Below are 22,500 nucleotides of genomic sequence, written 5' to 3' on the forward strand. Positions count from 1 at the left end.
GAAATCGTCAGCGAAATCTTGACTGAGGATATGCTCGTGAGTGACGATTGTCTCAGTTGAGATGAAGGGAGTGGATGATGACGGGCCATCACGGCACGCACAACGACCTCCACAGCGAGCAAGGCGCCTTGCCCGGCGAGCACCCGGGCCGGTCGACCGATCCGGTGATCAAGGTGCGTGACCTCGCCTGGCTGGAGTTCCAGAAGCCCGACCTGGCGGCATCGGAGCGGTTCGCCCACGCGTTCGGGTTCAGCACGCTGACCCGCACGGCGGACGAGCTCCTGCTCCGCGGCACCGAGGCCGGCGGCCCCTGCGTCATCGTGCGCAAAGGACCCTCCAAGTACCTCGGCGCCGCCTTCCAGGCAGCAGATGCCTCCGATGTCCTGAGGCTCGCGGGGGCAGTGGGCTCGAGCGCCGCACAGCTCCCCGAGAACCTCGGGGGCCTCGGCGTCGATCTGGTCGACCCGAGCGGCGCCCGGGTGCGAGTGGTGGCCGACCTGTACGAGAATCCGGCCCTGCCCGCTCAGCCGGTGCAGACACTCAACGTCGGCGGACAGTCCCTGCGGGTGAACCGGACCCAGCGGCCCGCACGCGAGCCGGCGCGGGTCGAGCGGTTGGGCCACGTCGTGCTCCAGACCACCAAGTACCTCGAGACGCTCGACTGGTATCTGAAGCACCTCGGGCTGATCGTCAGCGACTTCAAGTACTTCGAGGGCCAGCGGGACCGTGGCCCCACGATGAGCTTCATCCGATGCGACCGCGGTTCGGAGCCGGCCGACCACCACACGCTGGCGATGACGCTGGGGCCTCGCAACCGCTACGTGCACTCGGCCTACCAGGTCGCCGATCTGGATGCGCTCGCGGCGGGCGGAGAGCACCTCCTCGCGCTGGGCTACTTCCGGTCGTGGGGCATCGGTCGTCACATCGAGGGCAGCCAGATCTTCGACTACTGGCGCGACCCCGACGGGTTTCTCGTCGAGCACTTCACCGACGGTGACCTCTTCGACAACACCCTCGAGCCCGGCTGGTCCCCGATGACCGCCTCCGGTCTCGCCCAGTGGGGCCCGTCGGCTTCTGCCGACTTCATGGGCGTCTCACCCCGACGCGCCGACACCTTCCGCGAGCTCGGTTCGATGCTCACCTCGCTGCGCGGTGACAACGAGTTCGACCTCTCCCGCCTCCGCGGCCTCCTGAAAGTTGCCTCATCATGACCATCTCCGTACTCCGTACCGCCGACGCCTGGTGGGTGCAGAAGGCCGACGGCGCAACCCGCGTCGAGACCGCAGCCCTCACCACCGCCGACCTGCTGGCCGACCGGGCCTCCGTGGTGGCGGCGTTGTCACAGCCGGCCACGACCTCGGTGCAGGACCTCGACCTGGTCTCGCCGGTGACGGTGCCGTGCCGCGTCGTGGCGCAGATGACCAACTACGCCTCCCACGTCAAGGACGCAGGCATGAATCCGGCGAGCATCCCGCTCACCTTCTTCCGCAAGACCTCAGGATCGATCAGTGGTCCCTACGACGAGGTCGTACGTCCGCCCCATGTCCGTCTGCTCGACTACGAGGCCGAGATCGGCATCGTGATCGGTCGCTCGATGCCGGTCGGCACCACGATCACCGAAGACACCCTCGGAGACTTCGTCGCCGGCCTCGTGATCACCAACGACGTCTCCGCACGCGACGTACAGCTGCCCAAGACCCAGTTCTTCGAGGCCAAGTCCTACCCCACGTTCACCCCGACCGGCCCGGCCCTGCTGCTGCTGGAAGCCGACGACCTGAAGCGGTTCACCGACCTCCGTCTGCGACTGTGGGTCAACGGCGAGCCACGCCAGGACATGACCGTCGCAGACATGATCTACAGCCCTCTCGAAGCGCTCCAGGCATTGTCCCTCTTCCAGCGCCTCGATCCCGGTGACCTCCTGCTCACCGGCACCCCTGTCGGCACAGCGCTCAGCGCACCCCCGAAGGCAGTCGAGATCATCGGCTCCTTGTTGCCGACCGCGACCAAGTGGCGGATGTTCTTCAAGGCACAGGGCAAGAACCCGAAGTACCTCGAGGAAGGCGACGTCATCGAGATCGCCATCGCGACCGACGACGGCGCCCTCGACCTGGGCCGGCAGCGCACCGAGGTGAGGCACGGATGAACAACATGCTCTGGCCGACGTACGACGCGCCCAGCGACCTGACCGCCATCGAGGCGGTCGCTCTCAGCAGCCGCGGGCTGCCCGAATCCACCTACTCCCTCCTGAGCCGGGCAGCCTCTCTCTGGCCCGACCGGGTGGCCGTGTCCGTCCTCCCCGACGCCGCACGATGGGAGCAGCCCTCCGAGCGGACATTCCGAGAACTTCTCGCGGATGTGCATCAGGTCGCCAACCTGTTGCACGGCCTCGGCGTCGACCGAGGCGATGCCGTTTCGCTCTTGTCTCCGAACTGCGGCGAGCTCATCACCGCGACACTCGCTGCGCAGCTTGCCGGCGTCGCGGCCCCGATCAACCCCGGACTCTCCCCCGACCACATCACGCAGCTCCTGAACAAGTCCGGCGCCCGGGTACTCATCGCCGCCGGTCCCGAACTCGACCCAGGTGTGTGGCAGACGGCCCGCGAGATCGCGTCCCAGGGTGAAGTGGACGCCCTGCTGGTGCTGCGACCCACCGCCGGCGATGGACCAGCCGAGCCGCTTCCGGCGATCGGGGACGTACGTCTGGAGTACCTGTCCACACTGGCTCAGGATGAACCTGACTTCAGCTTCGCGGGGGTTGAGCCCACCAGCGGCGACCTGGCTGCCGTCTTCCATACGGGCGGGACCACCGGCACCCCGAAACTGGCCGCCCACACGCACGCCAACGAGGTCTCGGACGCCTGGATGATCGCGGCCAACGGCCTGCTCGACGACGACAGCACCGTGTTCGCCGCGCTCCCGTTGTTCCACGTCAACGCCTTGGTCGTGACCGTACTGGCACCACTCTTCAAGGGGCAGCGCGTCGTTTGGGCCGGACCGCAGGGCTACCGCGACGCGAATCTCTACGGGTGCTTCTGGCGGCTGGTCGAGCGCTACCAGATCGCTGCCATGAGCTCGGTGCCCACCGTCTATGCCCTCCTGGCCGGGTGCCCGGTGGACGCCGACATCACCTCCCTGCGCTTTGCGTTGGTAGGTGCCTCTCCCCTGCCGCCGGCCGTACGCGAGAGCTTCGAGACCCACACGGGAGTCGCTCTGGTGGAGGGGTACGGACTCACCGAGGCCACCTGCGCCAGTGCCCGCAGCTTCCCGTACGCCCCTCGTCCGGGGGCGGTCGGGCAACGACTGCCCTACCAGCAGGTCAAGACCGTGGAGATCTCCCCGCGTGGCGAGTGGGTCGACCTGCCGGACGGCACTGTCGGCATCCTGGCGATCAAGGGGCCGACAGTCTTCCCGGGCTATGTCACCGGCCGCAGCGGTGAGGGACGCCTCTTGCTCGACGGCCGCGGCAAGCTCCGCGACGGGTGGCTGGACACCGGCGACCTGGCCCGGATCGACGCCGAAGGCTTCGTCCACCTGGCCGGCCGCGCCAAGGACCTGATCATCCGTGGGGGCCACAACATCGACCCCGCCATCATCGAGGACGCCCTGCTGTCCCATCCTGAGGTCACGGCTGCGCAAGCGGTCGGCAGACCGGATGTGCACGCTGGCGAGGTGCCCGTCGCATTCGTCACGTTGATGCCCGGTGCCACCGCGACCACCGCCGAGCTACGAGACTGGGCGCGCGACAACGTGGCCGAGCAGGCCGCCGCGCCCAAGTCCGTCACCGTCCTCGAGGCCATGCCGGTCACCGACGTCGGCAAGCCCTACAAACCCGCCCTGCGCGCTGACGCGACCCGCGACGCGGTCGTGGCCGCCCTCGCTGGCGTCGACGGCGTCGCCGAGGTCCGCGGGCTGGTCGAGGACGGCGGTGTGGTCGCCGAGATCGAGACCACGACCGGACTCGACGAGGCGCACGTCAAGGACGCCCTCGGGCGATATCCCATCGCCTGGCGCCTCGTCGCCGCGACCCTCCCCCTCTCCCAGACGCACGACCGACCGTAGGAACCTCGATGATTGCTCTGACCATCCTCACGGTCGCCCTGGCCGCTGTCTTCGCAGCGCTGGGCGCGGCCAAGCTGCTCGCTCTGCCCGCCATGGCTCAGCGAGCCGCCCACGTCGGATTCGGCGTCGCCGCCTACCGCGGCATCGGAGCCCTCGAGATCGCCGGCGCGGCCGGGCTGCTCCTGGGAGCGGTCTCGACGTTGATTCCCGTCGCGGCCACGATCGGGCTGCTCCTCCTTCTCGGCGGAGCGACCATCGTCCACTTCCGCGCCGGTGACGGCATCAAGGAAGCAGTGCCGGCGCTCGTGCTCGGCGGCCTGGTCGTCGTCGTCCTCGCACTCAGGCTGGGGGGCCTCTGATGAACCGACCAGCTCCCTGCGAGACCTACCCGGTAGTCATCGCCGGAGCAGGCCCGACCGGCGTCACCGCCGCAACACTGATGGGGCACTACGGCATCCGATGCCTCGTGCTGGACCGCTGGGACGGGGTCTACCCTCAGCCTCGCGCCGTTCACCTGGACGACGAGATCTACCGGATCCTCGCCGAGCTCGGGTTGGCAGACGAGTTCGCGGCGATCTCGCGAGCTTCGCAGGGTCTGCGACTCGTCGACCGGAATCTTCAGGTTCTGGCCGAGTTCGACCGGGGAGGCGCGCAAGGACGGCACGGGCATCCGCGCGCGAACATGTTCGACCAGCCGGACCTCGAGCACCTGCTCCGCACGAACCTGAAGGACCAGCCGAGCGTCACCGTGCGTGGCAACGCCGAGGTGACCGACGTGACCCAGGACGGTCATGGCCGTGTCCGCGTCGACTTCACCGATCGGGTCACCGGCGCCCACGAGTCGGTCCTGGCGACGTACGTCCTCGGCTGCGACGGAGCGAACAGCGTGGTGAGGTCCTCCATCGGAGCCCGGATGGAGGACCTGCACTTCGAGCAGCGCTGGCTCGTCGTGGACGTCGCGACCTCGACTGACCTCGACCAGTGGGAAGGCGTCCACCAGGTCTGCGACGCCGCCCGTGCCGCGACGTACATGCGCATCGGCGAGACCCGGTACAGGTGGGAGTTTCAGCTGCTGCCGGGAGAGACCGCGGACGACTTCGCCTCGCTCCAGGCTCTGCTTCCGATGATCCAGCCCTGGGTGAAAGGCACCGCCATCTCCTATCTGGAACTCGTCCGAGTCGCGGAGTACACCTTCCGCGCCCAGGTCGCGGACCGGTGGCGCGATGGCCATGTGTTCGTGTTGGGCGACGCCGCGCACCTGACGCCGCCGTTCATCGGCCAAGGAATGGGCGCAGGCCTCCGAGACGCGATGAACCTCAGCTGGAAGATCGCCGGCGTGCTGGTCGGAGATCTCCCCGAGAGCGTGCTGGAGACCTACGAGGCCGAGCGCAAACCGCATGCTCGTGCGCTGATCCGCATCGCCAAGCTCATGGGCGTCTTGATGACCCAGGGCGGCCGCGCAGGCGACACCGCTCGCGGCGTCCTTGCCCCGCGCCTGCGCTACATCCCGGGCATGCGTTCCAAGATCCTGGACAGCGAGACCCCCGCACTGGCGCGTACCGCACTCGTCAGGAGGTCGAGGCTCCGCCGCTCACCGGCAGGGCGCCTGGCACCGAATGCGGTCATCTCCGACGGCCGCCGGTTCGACCAGACCGTCGGGCACCGGTTCGCGGTCATCTCCGCGCAGCCCCTCACCGCCTCTCAACGCTCGCTCCTGACCAGTCGGGGCGCGGTCGCGGTCGAGGCCCCCGTCGGCTCCCCACTCCACGCCTGGCTCACGCACAACCGCATGACCGCGGCGTTGGTGCGGCCAGATCGAACGGTCATGCTTGCCAGTCGCGACGTGGCCGCCGTCTGCGCCGCGACCCCGAACTTCTGCCCCAAGCCCTCGTAGGACGATCTCCACCGTTGTCCACCGGCGCCATCATTCTTGCCGGTGCATCTCATCGGAGGCCCGAGAGGGTTGCAGATCCTCAGCAAGACCGGGGCCGGCCAACGACGCGACGTCGACCATGTAGCCAAGCTCCCTGGCGCAAGTCACAGAGCAGCCGCGAGTCGGGTGCCCTGGTCGATCGCGCGCTTTGCATCCAGCTCCGCCGCGACGTCCGCTCCTCCGATGAGATGCACCGGCAAACCGGCCGACTGCAGCGCGTCGTAGAGGTCCCGGTTCGGCTCCTGACCAGTGCACAGGATCACGTTGTCGACCCCGAGCACCCGCTTCTCTTCACCGACGAGGTAGTGCAGGCCTTCGTCGTCGATGCGGTCGTAGGTCAGCCCCGCGACCATCTCAACCCCTCGGTGCTTGAGTTCGGTGCGATGGATCCAGCCCGTCGTCTTGCCCAGCCCGGCACCGACCTTCGTCGGCTTTCGCTGCATGAGCGTGACGTCCCGAGGGGATGGCGACCGGAGCGGAGCCTTGAGTCCACCAGCGTCCCGGTGGTCAGGGTCGACTCCCCACTGGGCGAGGAACTCTGACACATTGGTGCCGAGGTCCAGTCCGCTGTCGGTGAGGTACTCGGCCACGTCGAAGCCGATTCCACCGGCACCGAGGATCGCGACCTTCCGGCCCACGGGCCGCTTGTCGCGCAGCACGTCGAGATAGCCCAAAACCATGGGGTGATCGACGCCCGCGATCTCCGGTGTCCTGGGACGAACTCCCGTCGCGAGGACGACCTCGTCATAGCCGAACAGATCCGAAGCGGCGACCGTAGTCCGTAGCCGTAGCGAAACACCGGTGGCGTCGATCCGGTGCCGGAAATAGCGGAGAGTCTCATCGAACTCCTGCTTGCCAGGCACCTGGCGAGCCACGTTCAACTGACCGCCGATGGCATCTGCGCTGTCGTACAGGTCCACGCGGTGGCCCCGCTCGGCTGCAGCGGTTGCGGCGGCTAGACCCGCTGGCCCAGCCCCGACCACGGCGACGCGCTTCGTCCTCCGCGTCGGACCGAGCACGAGCTCAGTCTCGTGGCACGCACGAGGATTGACGAGGCACGAGGTGATCTTTCCGGCGAAACCGTGATCGAGGCAGGCCTGATTGCAGCCGATGCAGGTGTTGATGGAGTGCGATGCGCTGTTGGCTGCCTTGCTGACGAAGTTGGGGTCTGCCAGGAAGGGACGGGCGAGGGAGACCATGTCGGCGTATCCGCCGGCGAGTAGCTCCTCAGCCTTCTCGGGGGTGTTGATCCGGTTGCTCGTCACCAAGGGCACGCCCACGACACCCATGAGCCGCTTGGTCACCCAGGCGAACGCTCCGCGTGGTACTGACGTGGCGATCGTCGGGATACGGGCCTCGTGCCAACCGATCCCCGTGTTGATGATCGTCGCACCTGCCGACTCGACGGCCTTGGCCAGAGTGACAACTTCATCGAACGTCGACCCGTCCGGGACCAGGTCGAGCATCGACAGCCGATAGATCACGATGAAGTCCGACCCGACCGCCTCGCGCACCGCTCGCACGACCTCGACGGGGAAGCGCATACGGTTCTCAAAGCTGCCGCCCCACTCGTCGGTGCGCTGGTTTGTGCGCCGTGCGATGAACTGGTTGATCAGGTAACCCTCTGACCCCATGATCTCGACACCGTCGTAACCAGCCTGCTTCGCCAGCGCGGCACATCTCGCAAAGTCGGCGATCGTCTCTTCAACCTCAGCAGAACTGAGCTCCCGGGGAACGTACTCGCTGATGGGTGCCTGGATTGCACTGGGGGCGACGACGCCGCGGTGGTGGCCGTACCTGCCGACGTGCAGGATCTGCATCGCGATCCGGCCCTTCTCCGCGTGTACGGCCTCAGTGATGACGCGGTGCTGATCCGCCTCGTCCGCCGTGGTGAGCTTGGCACCTCCCCCGTTCGGCAAACCGAGTCCGGCGTCACTGGGTGCGATGCCCCCAGTCACGATGAGACCCACGCCGCCGCGCGCTCGCTCGGCATAAAACGCCGCCATCCGCTCGAACCCGTTCTCGACCTCTTCCAGACCAACGTGCATGGAGCCCATGAGCACTCGGTTGGGCAGGCGCGTGAATCCGAGGTCGAGCGGCTCGAAAAGGTGAGGGTAGGACATGTGAAACTCCATTCGAAAAGCGAGTGACTAACTGCCGGCGGACGTGTCAGAGGCCGAGGTCGCGGCCGATCAGCTCCTTCATGATTTCGTTGGAGCCCGCCCAGATCTTGGTCACCCGGGCATCCCGCCACGCCCGGGCAACGCGGTACTCATTCATGAATCCGTAGCCGCCGTGTAGTTGCACGCAGTGGTCAAGGATCTCGTTCTGCACCTGGGCGCTCCACCACTTGGCCTTGGCGGCATCGACATCGGAAAGCACGCCCTGCGCATGAGCGGACACGCACCGATCTACGTACATCTGGGTGACATCGATGCGGGTGAACATCTCGGCGAGGATGAACTTGTTGTGCTGGAAGGATCCGATCGGAGATCCGAACGCCTTACGCTGCTTGACGTACTCGAGCGTCTCCTCGAGGATCTGTCTGGCTTGGGCGACGTTGCCGACGGCGCCGATGATGCGCTCCTGAGGAAGCATCTGCATCATCTGGATGAATCCGTTGTCGACCTCACCGACGATGTCGTCGTCGGTGAGACGGACGTCCTCGAAGAACAGTTCCGCGGTGTCCGATTCGCGTTGCCCGACCTTGTCGAGCTTTCGCCCGCGATGGAAGCCAGGCGTCGTTGCGGGGACTGCGAACAGCGTGATCCCACGAGCCTTCTTCTCAGGGCTCGTGCGAACGGCTGTGACCACCAGATCGGCGGAATAACCGTTCGAGATGAAGGTCTTGGATCCGTTCACGACCCACGATGCTCCATCCCTGACGGCGGTCGTCTTCAGGGCCGCCAAGTCGGACCCACCGGAGGGCTCCGTCATGCCGATCGCCAGCACGACCTCCCCGGAGGCGATGCCGGGAAGCCAGCGTTGACGAAGCTTGTCGTTTCCGAATTCGGCAACGTAGGGCGCGGTCGTGTCGGCGTGAATTCCTACAGCGGTCGATAGGGCCAGGTTCACCTTGGCAAGTTCCTCTGCGACCACCGCGTTGAATCGGAAGTCGTCGACACCCGCACCTCCGTAGGACGACGGAACCTCGAGACCCAGGATGCCCAGCTCACCAGCCTCGAGCCAGAACTCCCGAGGAAGGATCCCGTTCTCTGCATACTTGTCGAGGTTGGGAATCACAGAGCGGTCGAGGAAGGTGCGTACCGTCCCTCTGAAGGCTTCGTGGTCGTCGGCGTACAGCGTGCGATTCATCGGACTCCGGCTGTTGTTTGCGAAGGGTCGGTGGTCGTTCAGGCGAGTGTTTCGACCGCGAGTGAACCCTCGGCGTGCATGACGCGAAGTCGCTTCTTGTCGAACTTGCCGACGCTCGTCTTGGGAACCTCGCTGACGAACACCCAGTTCTCAGGCAGTTGCCACTTGGCGAACTGGCCCGCGAGGAACTCACGGAGTTCCTCCGGGGTCACGTCTGCGTCGGGAGTGGTCACCACGGCAACCAGAGGCCGCTCGTCCCACTTGGGGTCGGGTACGCCGATCACAGCAGCCTCGATCACCGCTGGGTGCCCCATCACGGCGTTCTCGATGTCCACCGAGGAGATCCACTCGCCACCGGACTTGATGACGTCCTTCGTCCGGTCGACGAGAGTGAGATAGCCGTCAGACGAGATCCGTCCGACGTCGCCGGTGCGCAGCCAGCCATCGCGGAACTTGTCAGGGTCGACCACGTTCTCAGCCGGCGAGTAATAGGAGCCGGTGATCCACGGCCCGCGGACCTCCAGCTCACCCATGGCGATCCCGTCGTGCGGGAGGATCGCACCGTCGTCGCCCACCAGCCGCGCCTGCACCCCTGCGGGAAACCGACCTTGGGTGTAGCGGTATCGCCAAGCCTCATCACCGAAAACGCCGGCAGGCGGATGGGCGACAGACCCGAGGGGCGAGGTCTCTGTCATGCCCCACGCGTGGAGGAGCCGGACGCCGTACTTCTCCTCGAAGACATGCATCATCGCTGGCGGGAGTGCAGCGCCGCCGACGGTCACGGTCTTCAGGTGCGAGATGTCTTGGTCGATGCCCTCGAGATGTGCGAGGACCCCGCTCCAGATCGTCGGGACGGCAGCCCCATAGGTGGGCTTCTCCGAGTCCATGAGCCGTAGGAGGTGCTCTGGTTGCAGGAATCGGTCCGGCATCAGAAGATTCGCGCCGTTCATCATCGCGGCGTACGGAATGCCCCAAGCGTTGGCATGGAAGAGCGGGACGATCGCCAGAACGGTGTCTTCACCGGTGAACCCCATCCCGTCGCGGTTGATCAGCTGCATCGCGTGGAGCCAGTTGGAACGGTGGGTGTAGACCACGCCCTTCGGGTCACCAGTCGTGCCCGACGTGTAGCACATCGCCGCGGCGGACCTCTCGTCCACGATGGGGTAGTCGTACTCCTCGTTCTCCGCGGCCAGGAGATCCTGCCAGCTGTGGACCTGGACACCGTCAGGCACCACCAGCGATCCCGCGTCACCGTTGACGATCACATGCCGCACCGTCTTCAGCTGAGGTAGGTGCTGGCTGAAGACCGGCGCGAGAGAATCGTCGACCACCACGACCTGGTCCTCGGCATGGTTGGCCACGTACTGGAGCTGCTCGGGGAACAAGCGGATGTTCAACGGGTGCAGGACAGCGCCCATTGCCGGAACGGCCAGATAGGCGACCAGGTGCTCGTTGTTGTTCCACATGTACGTTCCAACTCGGTCGCCGACGCCGATGCCGAGCTTCGCGAGCGCGTTGGCCAGTCTGCCGGCGTTGTGACCCAGCTCGCGGAAGGTCATGGTCCGAACGCCCTCCCCGGTCCAGGTCGAGACCGTGCGATCTCCGTGGACGCTGGAGCCGTAGCGCAACAGGGTGGCGAGCGAGAGCTGCTCGTCCTGCATCGTTCCTAGCATGGCGAGTTCCTTCAGTTCGTGTTCTCAGACCTTCGTCGGCCCGTGGTGGGAGGCTAGGCCTGAGAAACCCTGACGGCTCGGCGCTCGGGCTGGAACAGGTATGCAAACAGGTATGGCGAGGGGCACACGTACCCGTGCGGGCGACCGCCAGGTCGGGGATCGTCATGTGGCATGACTCACAAACACGTAGACGCCGTCATCGTCGGCGCAGGATTCTCCGGCCTTTACGCCGCCCACCGCCTGCGGGATCAGCAGGGCCTGTCGGTGCAGGGCTTCGAGGCCCTGTCGGGCCCGGGAGGTGTCTGGCACCGCAACCGCTATCCGGGCGCCCGGTGCGACTTCGAGAGCGTTTACTACTCGTTCTCCTTCGACGAGGACCTCCAGAAGGAGTGGCGGTGGACCGAGCGTTTCGCCGCCCAGCCTGAGATCCTCGCCTACCTCGAGCATGTGGCAGATCGGTTCGACCTGCGGCGAAGCTTCCAGTTCGACACGCGGGTCACATCGGCAGTCTGGCAAGAGGACGCCGACCGGTGGGAGATCCACACCGACGACGGAACGGTGACCACGGCCCGGTACTTCATCAACGCTGCGGGCGCGTTCTCCGTGTCGAAGCCGAACGACTTCCCCGGCCAGGACGACTTCGCAGGCACCGTTGCTCACACCAGCCATTGGCCGGCCGGAGGAGTGGACCTGCGTGGCAAGCGCGTGGCCGTCGTCGGGACCGGATCGACCGGGATCCAGGTGATCCAGACGATCGCCAGCGAGGTCGGCGAGCTCACGGTCTTCCAGAGGACCCCGAACTTCGCGTGCCCGCTCGGCAATCGGCCGATGTCCGACGATGAGTTCGCCGAGGTCGTCGCCGACTACCCCCGCCTGCGTGCGGAGTCTCGGGCCCGCCTGGCCGGCGCGCCGTACCCGCAGGCCGAACGACCGGCCCTGATGGACACCGCGGACCAGCGTCAGAAGACGTACGACCAGTACTACGACGGCGGCGGCTTCAGGATGCTGACGTCCACGTACTACGACCTCATCACCAACCCCGCGGCAAATGAGACCGCGGCCGAGTACATCCGAGGGCGGATCCGCCAGCGCGTCAACGACCCGAAGGTCGCCGAGCTCCTGTGCCCGACCAACCACCCCTACGGCGTGAAGCGGGCCACGTTCGAGTCTGGCTACTTCGAGGCGTTCAACCTCCCGAATGTGCACTTGGTGGACGCCCGTTCCACCCCGATCGAGCGGATCACGGGCAAGGGCATCGCGACGACGGACCGCGAGTACGAGTTCGACGTGATCATCCTGGCGACGGGGTTCGACGTCGGCGCGGCGGGGCTTCTCCAGATGGGCGTCGTGGGTCGGGACAGCCGCAAGCTCGCCGATCACTGGAGCGACGGTCAGCGGGCCTACCTCGGGATGGCTACGCACGGGTTCCCCAACCTGTTCCACATCAATGGCCCGCAGAGCGCTGCCGCGCTGTTCAACAACCCCATCGCGATCGAGGACAGTGTTGACTTCGTCGGCGGAATCATCGCGCGTGCCGACGGTGCTGGGTGCGCACGCGTGGAGGCGAGCGAGTCGGCGGAGACGCGGTACAACGAGTTGGTCCGGGAGGTTGCGGGGGCGACGCTGTTCCCAACCGCGACCACGTGGTACATGGGCGACAACATCAACGGCAAGCCGCGCACTCCCCTGTCGCTGTTCACCGGAGCGCCCATGTACAGGGCGATCTGCGCCGAGGTCGAAGCAACCGGATACGCCGGGTTCTCCTTCGACCAGGACGAGCAACCGCTGTCGAGCCTGGTCCAGGTCGACGGTTCAGCGGTATTCCTCCTCGCCGGCATGATGAACATCGGGGCCAAGCCGCTCGAGGAGTGCAACCTCGAAGAGACGCGAGCAGCCATCGAGATGTTCCAGGCCTTCCAGGCACCGCTTCCGTCCGACGTCGCCATCACTGAGGTCGACTTCCCGGAGACCAGCGACGGCCGAAAGCTCCGCTTGTACCGCCCCACCTCGGCACAGGGACCTTTGCCCGTGGTCCTCTTCGTTCACGGCGGCGGATGGATCGGCGGAAGCCTGGACTCCTTCAACGAACCGTGCGCCACCCTCGCGCACAACAGCGGGGCCTTGGTGGTCTCACCTGACTATCGCCTGGCACCCGAGCACCCCTTCCCGGCTGCGGTGGAGGACACGCTCGCGGCACTGCGGTGGGTCGCGGACAACATCGCCGCGCACGGCGGGGACCCGGACCGAATCGCTGTCGGTGGCGAGAGTGCGGGCGCCAACCTCGCCGCGGTCGCCGCGCAGCAGTCTCGCGGTGAGAACGGGCCCCGGCTGACCGCGCAGGTGCTTGTCGCCCCTGTGACGGATCCTGTGGTGGAGACCGTCTCGCGCAAGCTGTTCGCGAACGGCCCCGTGCTGTCGATGGAGGTCTGCGCGCGCATGGGTGGCATGTACGTCACGGATCCCGCCGACCTGGCCTCGCCGCTCATCGCTCCGGCACGTGCCACCGACCTGTCGGGACTGCCGCCCACGTTGGTCCTCACCATGGGCGTGGATCCGCTGCGCGACGAGGGTGAGGACTACGCCCGTGCGCTGGCGGATGCGGGCGTATCCGCGGAGGCACGTCGCTTCGAGGGACTGATCCACACCACGCTCTCGATGTCGGGCGCTATCCCCCGGGCCGCCGAGATCCAGCAGGCCATGGCGACCTTCCTGGTTCCCCTGTTCTCCCCCAACGCGGCCACCACCACGGCCGACGTCTGATCCGAAGAAGGAGTAGAAAGAATGATGGTTCAGGACAAGCGCGTACTGGTGACCGGCGGCGGCCGTGGAATCGGCCGGGGCATCGTCGACGCCTTCGTAGAAGGAGGCGCACGCGTCGCGATCGCCGACATCGCGGGCGCCGAGCAGGCAGCGAAGGAGATCGGCGCCGACGCGGTCGGCGTCACCTGCGACGTGAGCTCGAGCGAGAGCGTGGCCAACGCCCTCAGCGTTGTTGGCGAGGCCCTCGGGGGCCTCGACATCGTTGTGAACAACGCGGGCGTCGAAGCCTTCGGACCGCTTCACGAGCTGAGCGAGGACGCCTTTGACAAGGTCGTTTCGGTCAACCTGCGAGGCACATGGCTGGTCTACAAGCACGCCGTACCCCTCATGCAGGGAGGTGGAGCCATCGTCAACATCGCCTCCCTGGCCGGGATCGTCGGCTTCCCGTTGCTCGGGGCCTACGCGGCCGCGAAGGCCGGCGTGGTGCGCATGACCGAGGTCATGGCCATCGAGCTGCGCGACCTCGGGGTGCGGGCGAACGCGATCTGCCCGGGGTTCATCGACACACCGATGATCCGTCGTGCCTTCGACGACTTCGAGGCTGCGACCGGCCAGCCGCTCGCAGAGATCATCACAGCACGTCAGGGACGTCTTGGGACGCCCCAGGAGGTGGCCGCACTGGCGCTGTTCCTCGGCTCCGATGCGGCGGCGTTCGTCAATGGCACCGCTATCACGGTTGACGGCGGCATGAACGTCAACCGGATCTAAGGAGGATGCGGTCGAATCCGGCTTCCCGACTACGTGCCCGTAGTCGTCTCGGGAGTTTTCGGTTGGCTGGACTACGCCGTCAGCAACGGTCCATCTCTTAGGTCGGCTCATCTGGCCCGACGGGCGGCAACCCGTCGGGCCAGCGCTTGGCTGCCTCGTCGGCCGCGCTGAGCTGGACCCATCAAGGCGCCGGGCTGCCCGACGTCCTCGCCGCATCCGCCGGCCGATTCGATCGCCGACCTCAGCGCGGCTTCGTCGGATCCGAAGCCGATCAGGTGGCGCAGCGGTTCGTTGGGAGCCGATGGCCGCGCCCTTACCTATCCCGGATCGTCGATCCGGGAAATCGACCCTCATCAGGACCTACGATTCCCGTTATGACTCGAGCTCAGGCGCCCCGCCGGATCGGCAACCCCGTCGGCCCGGCGCTCACCACGCTCGTTGCCCGCAGACACGAGCTCGAGGACGCAAAGCGGGCACTCGAGCAATCAAGGATGGTGACGTTGACCGGCCTGGGAGGTGTCGGGAAGACAAGGCTGGCGCTGGAGCTTGGCTTTCGCATGCGGCCTGGATTCTCGGAGGGCGTATGGCTCACCTCGTTGGGCGACCTCCGCATCGACGCCGGCGTGGAGGACATCGAAGCCGCCATGGTCCAGTCGTTGGGAATGACCGATCAGTCCGCTCGTGCGCCGCGCACCAAACTGTTGGACTTCTTGCAAGACCAGCAGGTGCTGATCGTCCTCGACAACTGCGAACACGTCCTCGCGCCCGTTCGAGCGCTCCTGCCCGAGCTACTCAACACAGCGCCCGACCTCCGGATCATCGCAACGAGTCGCGAACCGATCGGTGTTCCGGGTGAAGTTCTGCTCCCAGTTCAGCCGTTGAGCGTACCCTCGGCCAAGACTCCGGTGGACGAGCTGGTGATGGATGGATCGGTGACCCTCCTGATCGAGCGCGCACAGGCCGTGGCTCCGGACTTCCAGGTCACGGAGGAGAATGCCGCGGCCGTCATCGAGCTGTGCGGGCTCCTCGAGGGGCTCCCGCTCGCGATCGAGCTAGCCGCCGTCAAGCTGAGGACGCTGACGGTTGAGCAGGTGGTTCAGCGGTTCGGACATCGACTCACACGCTTGGCCGACCCCACCACGGGAGCCACGCCGCGACACCAGTCCCTCAGAGCGCTCGTTCAGTGGAGCTACGAGCTCTGCTCCAAGCACGAACAGATTCTGTGGCGCCGCCTGTCGGTGTTCCCGTCCGACTTCGACCTCGAGCTCGCCGAAGGCGTGTGCGCGTTCGACAGCCTCACCGCTGACCAGGTCATGGACGCCCTGGAGCGCCTGGTTGGCCAGTCGATCCTGCTGACTCACCGCGATGCCGGCGTGATGCGATATCGGCTTCTCACCCCCCTTCGGGAGATCGCTGCCGCGCTCGCTGATCAGGCCAACGAGACGACAGAGCTCGATCGGCGCCATCGAGATGCAATGATGAATCGCGCCGAGGCTACCTTGGCTCGCTGGTGCGGACCGGATCAGCCGGACGTTCTGGCACAGATGCGCCGAGACCATGCCAGCTATGTCGCCGCTCTTCAGTGGTGTGCCGACTCCGAGGGCGAAGGGCTTGCGGGGCTCCAACTGCTGAACCTCCTGCGTTATCACTGGCTCTCCGGCGGCTTGCTCGCTGAAGGACGCATGCGTATCGAGGCAATGCTCACCAAGCAGGTCGAACCGTCCGCCGCCCGAACCGAGTGCCTATGGCTCGTTCTCTGGATCGCACTCCTCCAGGGCGACCGCACAAGCGCGGGCAGCCTGCTGGCGCAACTTGAGATTGCCGCAGAACTGCCAGGCAACAGCCGCGCGGTCCATGTCCAACATTGGCGGGGTCTCTACGCCCTGTTCAGCGGCAACCCCGCAGAGGCCGTCGAATACTTCAAATCGGCCGCGCAGGGGCACCATCAGCTTCCCGATGATCTATATCTCGAACTCACCGCACGCTACATGCTTGCATCGGCCCTCGTCTTTTCCGATCGCCCACAGGAAGCCTTGGTGGTCAGCAGAGAGACCGTGGAGATGTGCAAGAGCTGCGGCGATAGGTCTGCGCGGGTCTACGCGATGTGGGCAATGGCGGTGGCCCAGTGGCGACAGGGCAACCTGGACGAAGCCGAGAGCACCGCTCATGAGGTGCTCCGACTGCTGGTCGTCCTGCGCGATCCGATCTGCGTCGCCCTCACGACCAGCCTTCTCTCCTGGGTGGCCTTCGACCAGCGTCGCACTCGGGCAGCCGGGGCCCTCCTGGTGGCGGCCGGAAGGGTCTGGCGATCTCTCGGCACGTCACTCGACGCATTCGGGCCCCAGCTGCTCGGGTGGGCGGACCGACACGTGCCACGCTCCACGTCGTCAGCCATCGAGGTAGCCAACGTGCGGCCGCTGCGCAACCTCGATGACGTCATCGAACTCGGCTTGGATCTGGGAGCAGTCCAGGTGACACGGCGCGACATTCACGGTCCGCTGACTGCGCGCGAGCTGGAGGTGGCCGCGCTGATCGAAGCCGGCTTGTCCAATCGGGAGATCGCCGAGCGCTTGGTCGTCTCGAAGCGCACCGCCGACGGCCACGTCGAGCGCATCCTGGCAAAACTGGGCTTCACATCGCGCCGTCAGGTCGCCGCGTGGATATCGCGCGAGAACGCGAAGTCATGATGCCGACATCGCGACGGCGCCACGCATGAGGCGGGACGCTTTGCACCAGAACTAGAGTTCGCCGTCGTCACTTATAATGCACAGCCGTCACTCTTGACGAACGTCACGCTTAGCATCCAATATGTCACCTATAGCAGACGATCGGGCGAGTCATGCTCACCGAGCCACTCGACTATGCAGCGCCCCCTGGAGTCCCGTGCTCCATGGAGCCGCCCGCATCGTCGCCGTAAGGAGCCAGGAACCCTGATGGACTTCAACCTCACCGAAACCGCACTCGCCGTGCGCGACGGTGTTCGTGCCGTCGCCGCGAAGTACGACCACGCCTACTGGTCCGAGTGCGAGGAGGCTCACCGCTTCCCTTCCGAGGTTTTCGCCGACCTCGGCAAGGGCGGATGGTTCGGCCTCAATATCCCCGAGGAGTACGGTGGCGGCGGGCAGGGCCTCCTCGAGGTGGCGATCGCCAACGAGGCCCTCTGCGCCTCCGGAGGCAGCGCCGGCACCTTCTTCTACGTCACCACGCCAGGGTTCGGCGCGACCACGCTGGTCCGCCACGGAACCGAGGACCAGAAGAAGGCGATCCTGCCCGGCATCGCGGCTGGCGACATCCAGTTCTGCTTCGCTCTTACCGAGCCTGACGCTGGCAGCAACGCCATCGAGATCACGACCTCGGCGCGTCGCGACGGCGACGACTTCCTCATCAAGGGTCAGAAGGTGTGGATCTCCAACGTCGAGAACGCTGATTGGATGGTCGCCGTCACGCGGACCATCCCGGCAGGCGAGGCCAACCCCCGGCACGCCGGGTTCACGCTGTTCCTCGTCGATGTCAAGGAGGCCCTGGCCGCTGGCACGCTGTCCTACACGCCGATCCCCAAGATGGGCAACAACATCCTTCACTCGAGCCAGGTCTTCTTCGATGACGTCCGGGTGCCCGCACGAAACGTTCTCGGCGAGGTCGACAACGGTTTCATGGTCTTGTGGGATGTCCTCAACCCAGAGCGGATCCTGGCCGGCGCAGGCGGCATCGGCGGCGCCGACGCAGCACTCGCGTACGCAGCCAAGTACGCCACCGAGCGCGAGGTGTTCGGCCGTCCGATCGGATCCAACCAGGGTATTCAATTTCCTCTTGCCCAGATCAAGGCGAAGGTCGAGCTCGGCCGGCTGATGACCTATAAAGCGGCCTGGTTGTTCGATCAGGGGCTGCCATGCGGCAACGAGGCCAACGTGGCCAAGCTGACCGGCTCCCAGGTGGCATGGGAGGCCGCCGATCAAGCGTTCCAGACGCTCGGCGGAATGGCCTACTCCAAGGAGTACCCCGTGGAGCGCTGGCTGCGCGACGCGCGAATTGCCAAGAACGCCCCGGTCGCCGAGCAACTCATCCTGGCACATATCGGCACATCGATGCTGGGGCTCCCGAAGAGCTACTGACCGCCGGATCAACGACACCACTGCAGTCACTGGCGGCACACCCCCGACGAGTGTCCGCAGATCCGCGGCCGGACCGACGCCGATCGGTCTGGCCGCGGCACCACCGAGATCATGAAGAGATCGTCGGCCGCGCTCCGTGCAGATGATGCGATTCGATCGCCGATCGTCGCCGGCCGACCCCTCGCGTTCCCCCGGGTGCACTCTGCGTCAGCGCCCGGCGTTCAACTACCCGGCACCCGATCCAGGTCCATATCGACTTCTGTGACGTAGGCAGGCTCTCGTACGAGCAGCACGAGCTCCTCGACCCCGCCGAGTGGAGTGAGGACATCAACCTCGACCACGTTCCGGAAGCCGGCGGACTCGGCAGCATCGATGGCCTCCCGCACGCCGGCCGGCGCCGCGTACACCACCTTGCGGCAGCGTGGATCGTCGGCCAGCACTCGCTTCGCTTCCTCGCTCAACACTCGACCCAGGTCCGCGAACTCGACCCCGCTGACCTGGATCTCGACATCGTGTTCTGCGACCGGGTATGCGTTGCGGAGGCGTCCCTCCACACAGCGCGTACGGACGATCATTGCCCTGACACCGCCTCTCTCAGCAGGACCTTGTCCAGCTTCCCCGAGGCGTTGCGCGGGACACTTTCGACGATCACCAGACGCCGCGGGAGCTTGTAGCGCGCGATCCGCTCGGCAGCGTGAGCACGAATGTCCTCGATGGTGATGTCGGCGTCGTCTGCCAGCGAGACGACGGCGACGACGGTCTCGCCCCACTCCGAGTCCGGCGCGCCGACCACGGCGACGTCGGTGACCGCTGGCAAGTCCGATACTGCCCGCTCGACCTCGGCCGGGTAGACGTTCTCGCCTCCCGTGACGATCATGTCCTTGAGCCGGTCAACGATGTAGACGTATCCGTCCTCGTCGGCGTAGCCGATGTCTCCGGTGTGGAACCAGCCCTCCTCGTCGAACACGGCGGCGGTCGCCTTGGGATTCTCCCAATAGCCCGGGCTCACGTTCGGACCGCGTACGACCAACTCCCCCGGCTCGCCAGGACCGACGACCACGCCACTGTCGGGGTCGACGACCCGAACCTCGGTGTGCGGCATGGGGATACCACATGAGCCGAGCTTGGTCCGTGTCATCTCTGCGGGCAGGTGGGTGGCGAACGGCGCCGTCTCGGTCAACCCCCATGCCTGTTGCAGCAGGATGCCGTGGTTGGCGAACTGCTCGATCTGCGATGGTGGCACCGGCGCCCCGGCAACGACGACGCTGCGCAGGCTGGAGTAGTCATGATCGAACGCACCCGGTGTACGCGCCAGAGCATTGAGCATCGCCGGAACCGCGAACGTGCTGTTCACCTCGAGGTCGACGACGTCGGCGATGAAGCCCGCGGGATCGAACGCGCGCCGCACGACGACCGTGCCGCCGCGGACCAGCGTACGGATCACGAAGCTGTTGAGGGCACCGATGTGGAACAGAGGAGCCGCCGCATGCGTGACGTCGCCCCGGCGCGTATCGATGCGGGAGTCGACGTTGACACTGTTCCACCACACGTTCCCATAGGTGAGGACGACGCCCTTCGGGAGTCCGGTGGTGCCGCTGGTGAACATCAGGATCGCAGGATCGTCGAAGGACCCGGAGACGACCGTGGTGCGCGGCTCGGCGGCGGCCAGCAGAGCACTCCACCCCTCCCATCCGGCGGCCACGGCAGCAGGCACTTCCGGGTCGTCGTCGACGAGGATGTACCGCTCGACCTTCAGCTGGTCGCGGACCGCCTCGACAGCGTCCCGATGGCCTTCCTCGGCGATCACCGTGACCGCACCAGAGCGTTGCAGCACCTGAGCCAGCTCGGGTCCGGCCAGGCGGAAATTGACCGGAACGTAGATGGCGCCGATGCGGAAGGCAGCCAGCATCGTGACCAGAAACGAGGACGAGTTCATGCCGAGATAGGCGACGCGGTCGCCGGCACGGACTCCATCATCGTCGAGAACAGACGCAAGCCTGGCAACACGCATGTCCAGCTCGGCGTAGGTGAGGTCACCGCCTGCGTAGATCACGGCAACGTTGTCGCCGAAGTGGCGGGCGTTGCGGGCCACGACCGTGGCGGGGTTGATGTCTACTGCCACCTCGTGCGTCATCTGGATTCTCCTTGATCCTGCCCGGTCACGAGCCCGAGAAGGTGATCGCCGCCGGAGGGCGACCCGAAGCCGCGTACGCCGATTCCCCCGTCGGCGCGGATGACCTCTCCGGTCATCGGCCCGCTCTGATCGCGGGCGGCGAGCAGGACGTACGGGGCGGTGAAATCGACCGGGTCCGTCGAGCTGTCGTGCAGCGGCACCGGCATCGCGTCGCCCGGCGCCCGCTTGGCGAACGAGGCGCCGATCGAGCGCTCCTCGAGGCCGATGGCCGCCGGGCCGCGCAGGTCGGTGTTCATGCCACCGGGAGCGACACCGTTGACCCGTACGTGAGGAGAGAGCTCGTAGGCGAGCTCGCGGACCAGGCCGAGGCAGGCGTGCTTGGCCGCGGTGTAGACCGGGCCGCCCCCGTTGACGTAGAAGGCGGCGTTGGACAGCGTCATCACGATGCTGCCTCTGGTCTTCACGAGCTCTCGCCAGCCGGCTTCCGCGGCGAGCAGGTAGCCCTTGACGTTGACCGCGAAGAGCTCATCGAAGGTATCCGACAGCTCCTTGCCCGAGAGACGGGTCAGTGTTCGGTGGAAGTCCCAGACGCCGGCGTTCGGGACAAGGGTGTCGAGCTTGCCGAACCGGTCCACGGTTGCGGCGACCGCTGCATGCATGGCGTCGGTGTCTCGTACGTCGGCGGTGATCGCGAGCCAACGGCTCGGATCCGCCTGCGAGGCGATGGCCGCGTCCAGCTGGGCACGGTCGTGGCCGACGATGGCGACCGAGGCGCCCTCGGTCACGTATCGTTCGGCGACCGCGCGACCGATCCCAGAGCCACCTCCGGTGATCAGGGCGACGTTGCCCTCGAGCCAGCCAGGTTTCGACGAGCTCATGACAAGAAGTCCGTGACCAGGCGCTCGAACTCGGCCTGCCGTTCGAGCTGGACCCAGTGGCCACAGTTGCCGAAGACGTGGAGCTGCACGTCGCGGATGTACTTGAGCATGATATGCGCGCCCTCGAGGGTGATGGTGCGGTCGTCGCGTCCCCACAGGAGCAGGGTCGGGGCCTTGATCTTGTGGAGGTCTCGCCACAGCGGATCCATCCCGCGCCGCTTGGCGAAGGAGTCGTTGAGCCGGTGGTAGAACTCGATGTGGCTCTCATCGAGGGATGCCTCGTAGCGGGCCTGCGCGGTCTCGGCCCACTTCTTCGGCTGGGCGGTCATCACGCCGATGAAGGTCTTCATCTTCTTCAGCGTCGGACCTTCGCCGTTGAAGTAGCGGAACATCTCCTTCTGGCCCTCGGTGGGGGTCGGCCCGAACGGGAGCCAGCCGCCCCCGGGTGCCATCAGCACCAGCCGGTCGACTCGGTCGGGGTGCTGTTGGGCCAGCGCGATCGCCGCCGCCCCACCCAGGCTGTTCCCGACGACGTGGACCTTGTCGATCCCGAGATCATCGAGCGCATCGACCAGCGCGTCGACGGTGATCTGGGTGATCGAGTCCTTCTCCAGCTCGGCCTCGCTGGGGCGGTAGGACCTGCCGAACCCGGGCTGGTCGGGCAACAGGACCCGGAACCGTTCAGCGAGGGCTGGAATGTTCTGGTGGTAGTTGGAGACACCGCTTGCGCCGGGGCCGCCGCCGTGCAGCATCACCAGAGCCGGGCCGCTGCCCGCCTCGGAGATATGGAGGTCGCCGTACGCTGTCGCGACGGTGTGCTCGACGAAATCGAGCTCGGTGATGGTCATCGTGTTCTCACTCCGATGTG

General features: G+C 66.4%; 16 protein-coding genes. 9 read left to right on the forward strand and 7 right to left on the reverse strand.

The features are described from left to right. Positions 1 to 77: 77 nt before the first annotated feature. Genes ACIO3S_RS12470 through ACIO3S_RS12490 form a run of 5 tightly spaced genes read left to right on the forward strand, consistent with a single transcriptional unit; the run spans position 78 to position 5,953 of the window. A complete protein-coding gene (locus ACIO3S_RS12470; protein WP_400463642.1) occupies positions 78 to 1,211 on the forward strand; it encodes a VOC family protein in 1,134 nt (377 codons plus the stop codon). Then, the gene (locus ACIO3S_RS12475) at positions 1,208 to 2,143 is read left to right on the forward strand and encodes a fumarylacetoacetate hydrolase family protein (RefSeq protein WP_400463645.1); all 936 of its coding nucleotides are present in this window, start codon (positions 1,208 to 1,210) and stop codon (positions 2,141 to 2,143) included. The genes ACIO3S_RS12470 and ACIO3S_RS12475 overlap by 4 nt, the downstream gene beginning before the upstream one ends. Next, positions 2,140 to 4,059 (forward strand): acyl-CoA synthetase, encoded by a 1,920-nt coding sequence (locus ACIO3S_RS12480; RefSeq protein WP_400463648.1) that lies wholly within the window; start codon positions 2,140 to 2,142, stop codon positions 4,057 to 4,059. The genes ACIO3S_RS12475 and ACIO3S_RS12480 overlap by 4 nt, the downstream gene beginning before the upstream one ends. A gap of 8 nt (positions 4,060 to 4,067) precedes the next feature. Then, complete coding sequence (locus tag ACIO3S_RS12485; RefSeq protein WP_400463651.1) at positions 4,068 to 4,418, forward strand: DoxX family protein; 351 nt, start codon at positions 4,068 to 4,070, stop codon at positions 4,416 to 4,418. After that, a complete protein-coding gene (locus ACIO3S_RS12490; protein WP_400463654.1) occupies positions 4,418 to 5,953 on the forward strand; it encodes a bifunctional 3-(3-hydroxy-phenyl)propionate/3-hydroxycinnamic acid hydroxylase in 1,536 nt (511 codons plus the stop codon). The genes ACIO3S_RS12485 and ACIO3S_RS12490 overlap by 1 nt, the downstream gene beginning before the upstream one ends. Positions 5,954 to 6,096: 143 nt before the next feature. Here ACIO3S_RS12490 and ACIO3S_RS12495 read toward each other — a convergent pair whose 3' ends face one another. Genes ACIO3S_RS12495 through ACIO3S_RS12505 form a run of 3 tightly spaced genes read right to left on the reverse strand, consistent with a single transcriptional unit; the run spans position 6,097 to position 10,980 of the window. Continuing rightward, a complete protein-coding gene (locus ACIO3S_RS12495; protein WP_400463657.1) occupies positions 6,097 to 8,115 on the reverse strand; it encodes an FAD-dependent oxidoreductase in 2,019 nt (672 codons plus the stop codon). Positions 8,116 to 8,161: 46 nt separating this feature from the next. Beyond that, positions 8,162 to 9,307, reverse strand: a complete 1,146-nt coding sequence (locus ACIO3S_RS12500) for an acyl-CoA dehydrogenase family protein (protein WP_400463660.1) — start codon at positions 9,305 to 9,307, stop codon at positions 8,162 to 8,164. 38 nt (positions 9,308 to 9,345) lie between these two features. Beyond that, entirely contained in the window at positions 9,346 to 10,980 is a 1,635-nt protein-coding gene (locus ACIO3S_RS12505; protein ID WP_400463663.1) for a long-chain fatty acid--CoA ligase, read from the reverse strand. 171 nt (positions 10,981 to 11,151) lie between these two features. Between ACIO3S_RS12505 and ACIO3S_RS12510 the strand changes: the two genes are divergently transcribed. The 4 genes from ACIO3S_RS12510 (at position 11,152) to ACIO3S_RS12525 (ending at position 18,620) form a co-directional block, all read left to right on the forward strand. Then, on the forward strand, positions 11,152 to 13,740 hold the full coding sequence (locus ACIO3S_RS12510) for an alpha/beta hydrolase fold domain-containing protein (RefSeq protein WP_400463666.1): 2,589 nt from the start codon (positions 11,152 to 11,154) through the stop codon (positions 13,738 to 13,740). A 21-nt stretch (positions 13,741 to 13,761) separates the two neighbouring features. Continuing rightward, the gene (locus ACIO3S_RS12515; protein ID WP_400463669.1) at positions 13,762 to 14,508 is read left to right on the forward strand and encodes an SDR family oxidoreductase; all 747 of its coding nucleotides are present in this window, start codon (positions 13,762 to 13,764) and stop codon (positions 14,506 to 14,508) included. 374 nt (positions 14,509 to 14,882) lie between these two features. After that, positions 14,883 to 17,195: an ATP-binding protein gene (locus tag ACIO3S_RS12520; protein WP_400463672.1), complete on the forward strand. Its 2,313-nt coding sequence runs from the start codon at positions 14,883 to 14,885 to the stop codon at positions 17,193 to 17,195. Positions 17,196 to 17,441: 246 nt separating this feature from the next. After that, positions 17,442 to 18,620 carry an acyl-CoA dehydrogenase family protein gene (locus ACIO3S_RS12525; protein WP_400463675.1) on the forward strand — a complete coding sequence of 393 codons (1,179 nt, stop codon included), beginning with the start codon at positions 17,442 to 17,444 and terminating at the stop codon, positions 18,618 to 18,620. Positions 18,621 to 18,841: 221 nt separating this feature from the next. On the opposite strand, the gene ACIO3S_RS12530 is transcribed toward ACIO3S_RS12525, so the two are convergent. From ACIO3S_RS12530 to ACIO3S_RS12545, 4 genes are read right to left on the reverse strand one after another with little or no spacing between them, the layout of a single operon-like run. Continuing rightward, complete coding sequence (locus ACIO3S_RS12530) at positions 18,842 to 19,195, reverse strand: hypothetical protein (RefSeq protein WP_400463678.1); 354 nt, start codon at positions 19,193 to 19,195, stop codon at positions 18,842 to 18,844. After that, positions 19,192 to 20,754, reverse strand: a complete 1,563-nt coding sequence (locus ACIO3S_RS12535) for a long-chain fatty acid--CoA ligase (protein WP_400463681.1) — start codon at positions 20,752 to 20,754, stop codon at positions 19,192 to 19,194. Before ACIO3S_RS12535 ends, ACIO3S_RS12530 begins: the two co-directional genes overlap by 4 nt. Further along, positions 20,751 to 21,632: an SDR family NAD(P)-dependent oxidoreductase gene (locus ACIO3S_RS12540; RefSeq protein WP_400463684.1), complete on the reverse strand. Its 882-nt coding sequence runs from the start codon at positions 21,630 to 21,632 to the stop codon at positions 20,751 to 20,753. The genes ACIO3S_RS12535 and ACIO3S_RS12540 overlap by 4 nt, the downstream gene beginning before the upstream one ends. Then, on the reverse strand, positions 21,629 to 22,480 hold the full coding sequence (locus tag ACIO3S_RS12545; protein WP_400463687.1) for an alpha/beta fold hydrolase: 852 nt from the start codon (positions 22,478 to 22,480) through the stop codon (positions 21,629 to 21,631). Before ACIO3S_RS12545 ends, ACIO3S_RS12540 begins: the two co-directional genes overlap by 4 nt. Between the last annotated feature and the right edge of the window lie 20 nt (positions 22,481 to 22,500).

Source organism: Nocardioides sp. NPDC087217, from assembly GCF_044744805.1.
In the GTDB taxonomy this organism is placed as follows: domain Bacteria; phylum Actinomycetota; class Actinomycetes; order Propionibacteriales; family Nocardioidaceae; genus Nocardioides.

Excerpts from the sequence above, each read along its gene's own strand:
- ACIO3S_RS12535 (WP_400463681.1), bottom strand. The coding sequence starts at position 20,754 with ATGACGCACGAGGTGGCAGTAGACATCAACCCCGCCACGGTCGTGGCC.
- ACIO3S_RS12540 (WP_400463684.1), bottom strand. The coding sequence starts at position 21,632 with ATGAGCTCGTCGAAACCTGGCTGGCTCGAGGGCAACGTCGCCCTGATC.
- ACIO3S_RS12505 (WP_400463663.1), bottom strand. The coding sequence starts at position 10,980 with ATGCTAGGAACGATGCAGGACGAGCAGCTCTCGCTCGCCACCCTGTTG.
- ACIO3S_RS12510 (WP_400463666.1), top strand. The coding sequence starts at position 11,152 with ATGACTCACAAACACGTAGACGCCGTCATCGTCGGCGCAGGATTCTCC.
- ACIO3S_RS12545 (WP_400463687.1), bottom strand. The coding sequence starts at position 22,480 with ATGACCATCACCGAGCTCGATTTCGTCGAGCACACCGTCGCGACAGCG.
- ACIO3S_RS12530 (WP_400463678.1), bottom strand. The coding sequence starts at position 19,195 with ATGATCGTCCGTACGCGCTGTGTGGAGGGACGCCTCCGCAACGCATAC.
- ACIO3S_RS12470 (WP_400463642.1), top strand. The coding sequence starts at position 78 with ATGACGGGCCATCACGGCACGCACAACGACCTCCACAGCGAGCAAGGC.
- ACIO3S_RS12485 (WP_400463651.1), top strand. The coding sequence starts at position 4,068 with ATGATTGCTCTGACCATCCTCACGGTCGCCCTGGCCGCTGTCTTCGCA.
- ACIO3S_RS12500 (WP_400463660.1), bottom strand. The coding sequence starts at position 9,307 with ATGAATCGCACGCTGTACGCCGACGACCACGAAGCCTTCAGAGGGACG.
- ACIO3S_RS12520 (WP_400463672.1), top strand. The coding sequence starts at position 14,883 with ATGACTCGAGCTCAGGCGCCCCGCCGGATCGGCAACCCCGTCGGCCCG.
- ACIO3S_RS12490 (WP_400463654.1), top strand. The coding sequence starts at position 4,418 with ATGAACCGACCAGCTCCCTGCGAGACCTACCCGGTAGTCATCGCCGGA.
- ACIO3S_RS12525 (WP_400463675.1), top strand. The coding sequence starts at position 17,442 with ATGGACTTCAACCTCACCGAAACCGCACTCGCCGTGCGCGACGGTGTT.
- ACIO3S_RS12475 (WP_400463645.1), top strand. The coding sequence starts at position 1,208 with ATGACCATCTCCGTACTCCGTACCGCCGACGCCTGGTGGGTGCAGAAG.
- ACIO3S_RS12515 (WP_400463669.1), top strand. The coding sequence starts at position 13,762 with ATGATGGTTCAGGACAAGCGCGTACTGGTGACCGGCGGCGGCCGTGGA.
- ACIO3S_RS12495 (WP_400463657.1), bottom strand. The coding sequence starts at position 8,115 with ATGTCCTACCCTCACCTTTTCGAGCCGCTCGACCTCGGATTCACGCGC.
- ACIO3S_RS12480 (WP_400463648.1), top strand. The coding sequence starts at position 2,140 with ATGAACAACATGCTCTGGCCGACGTACGACGCGCCCAGCGACCTGACC.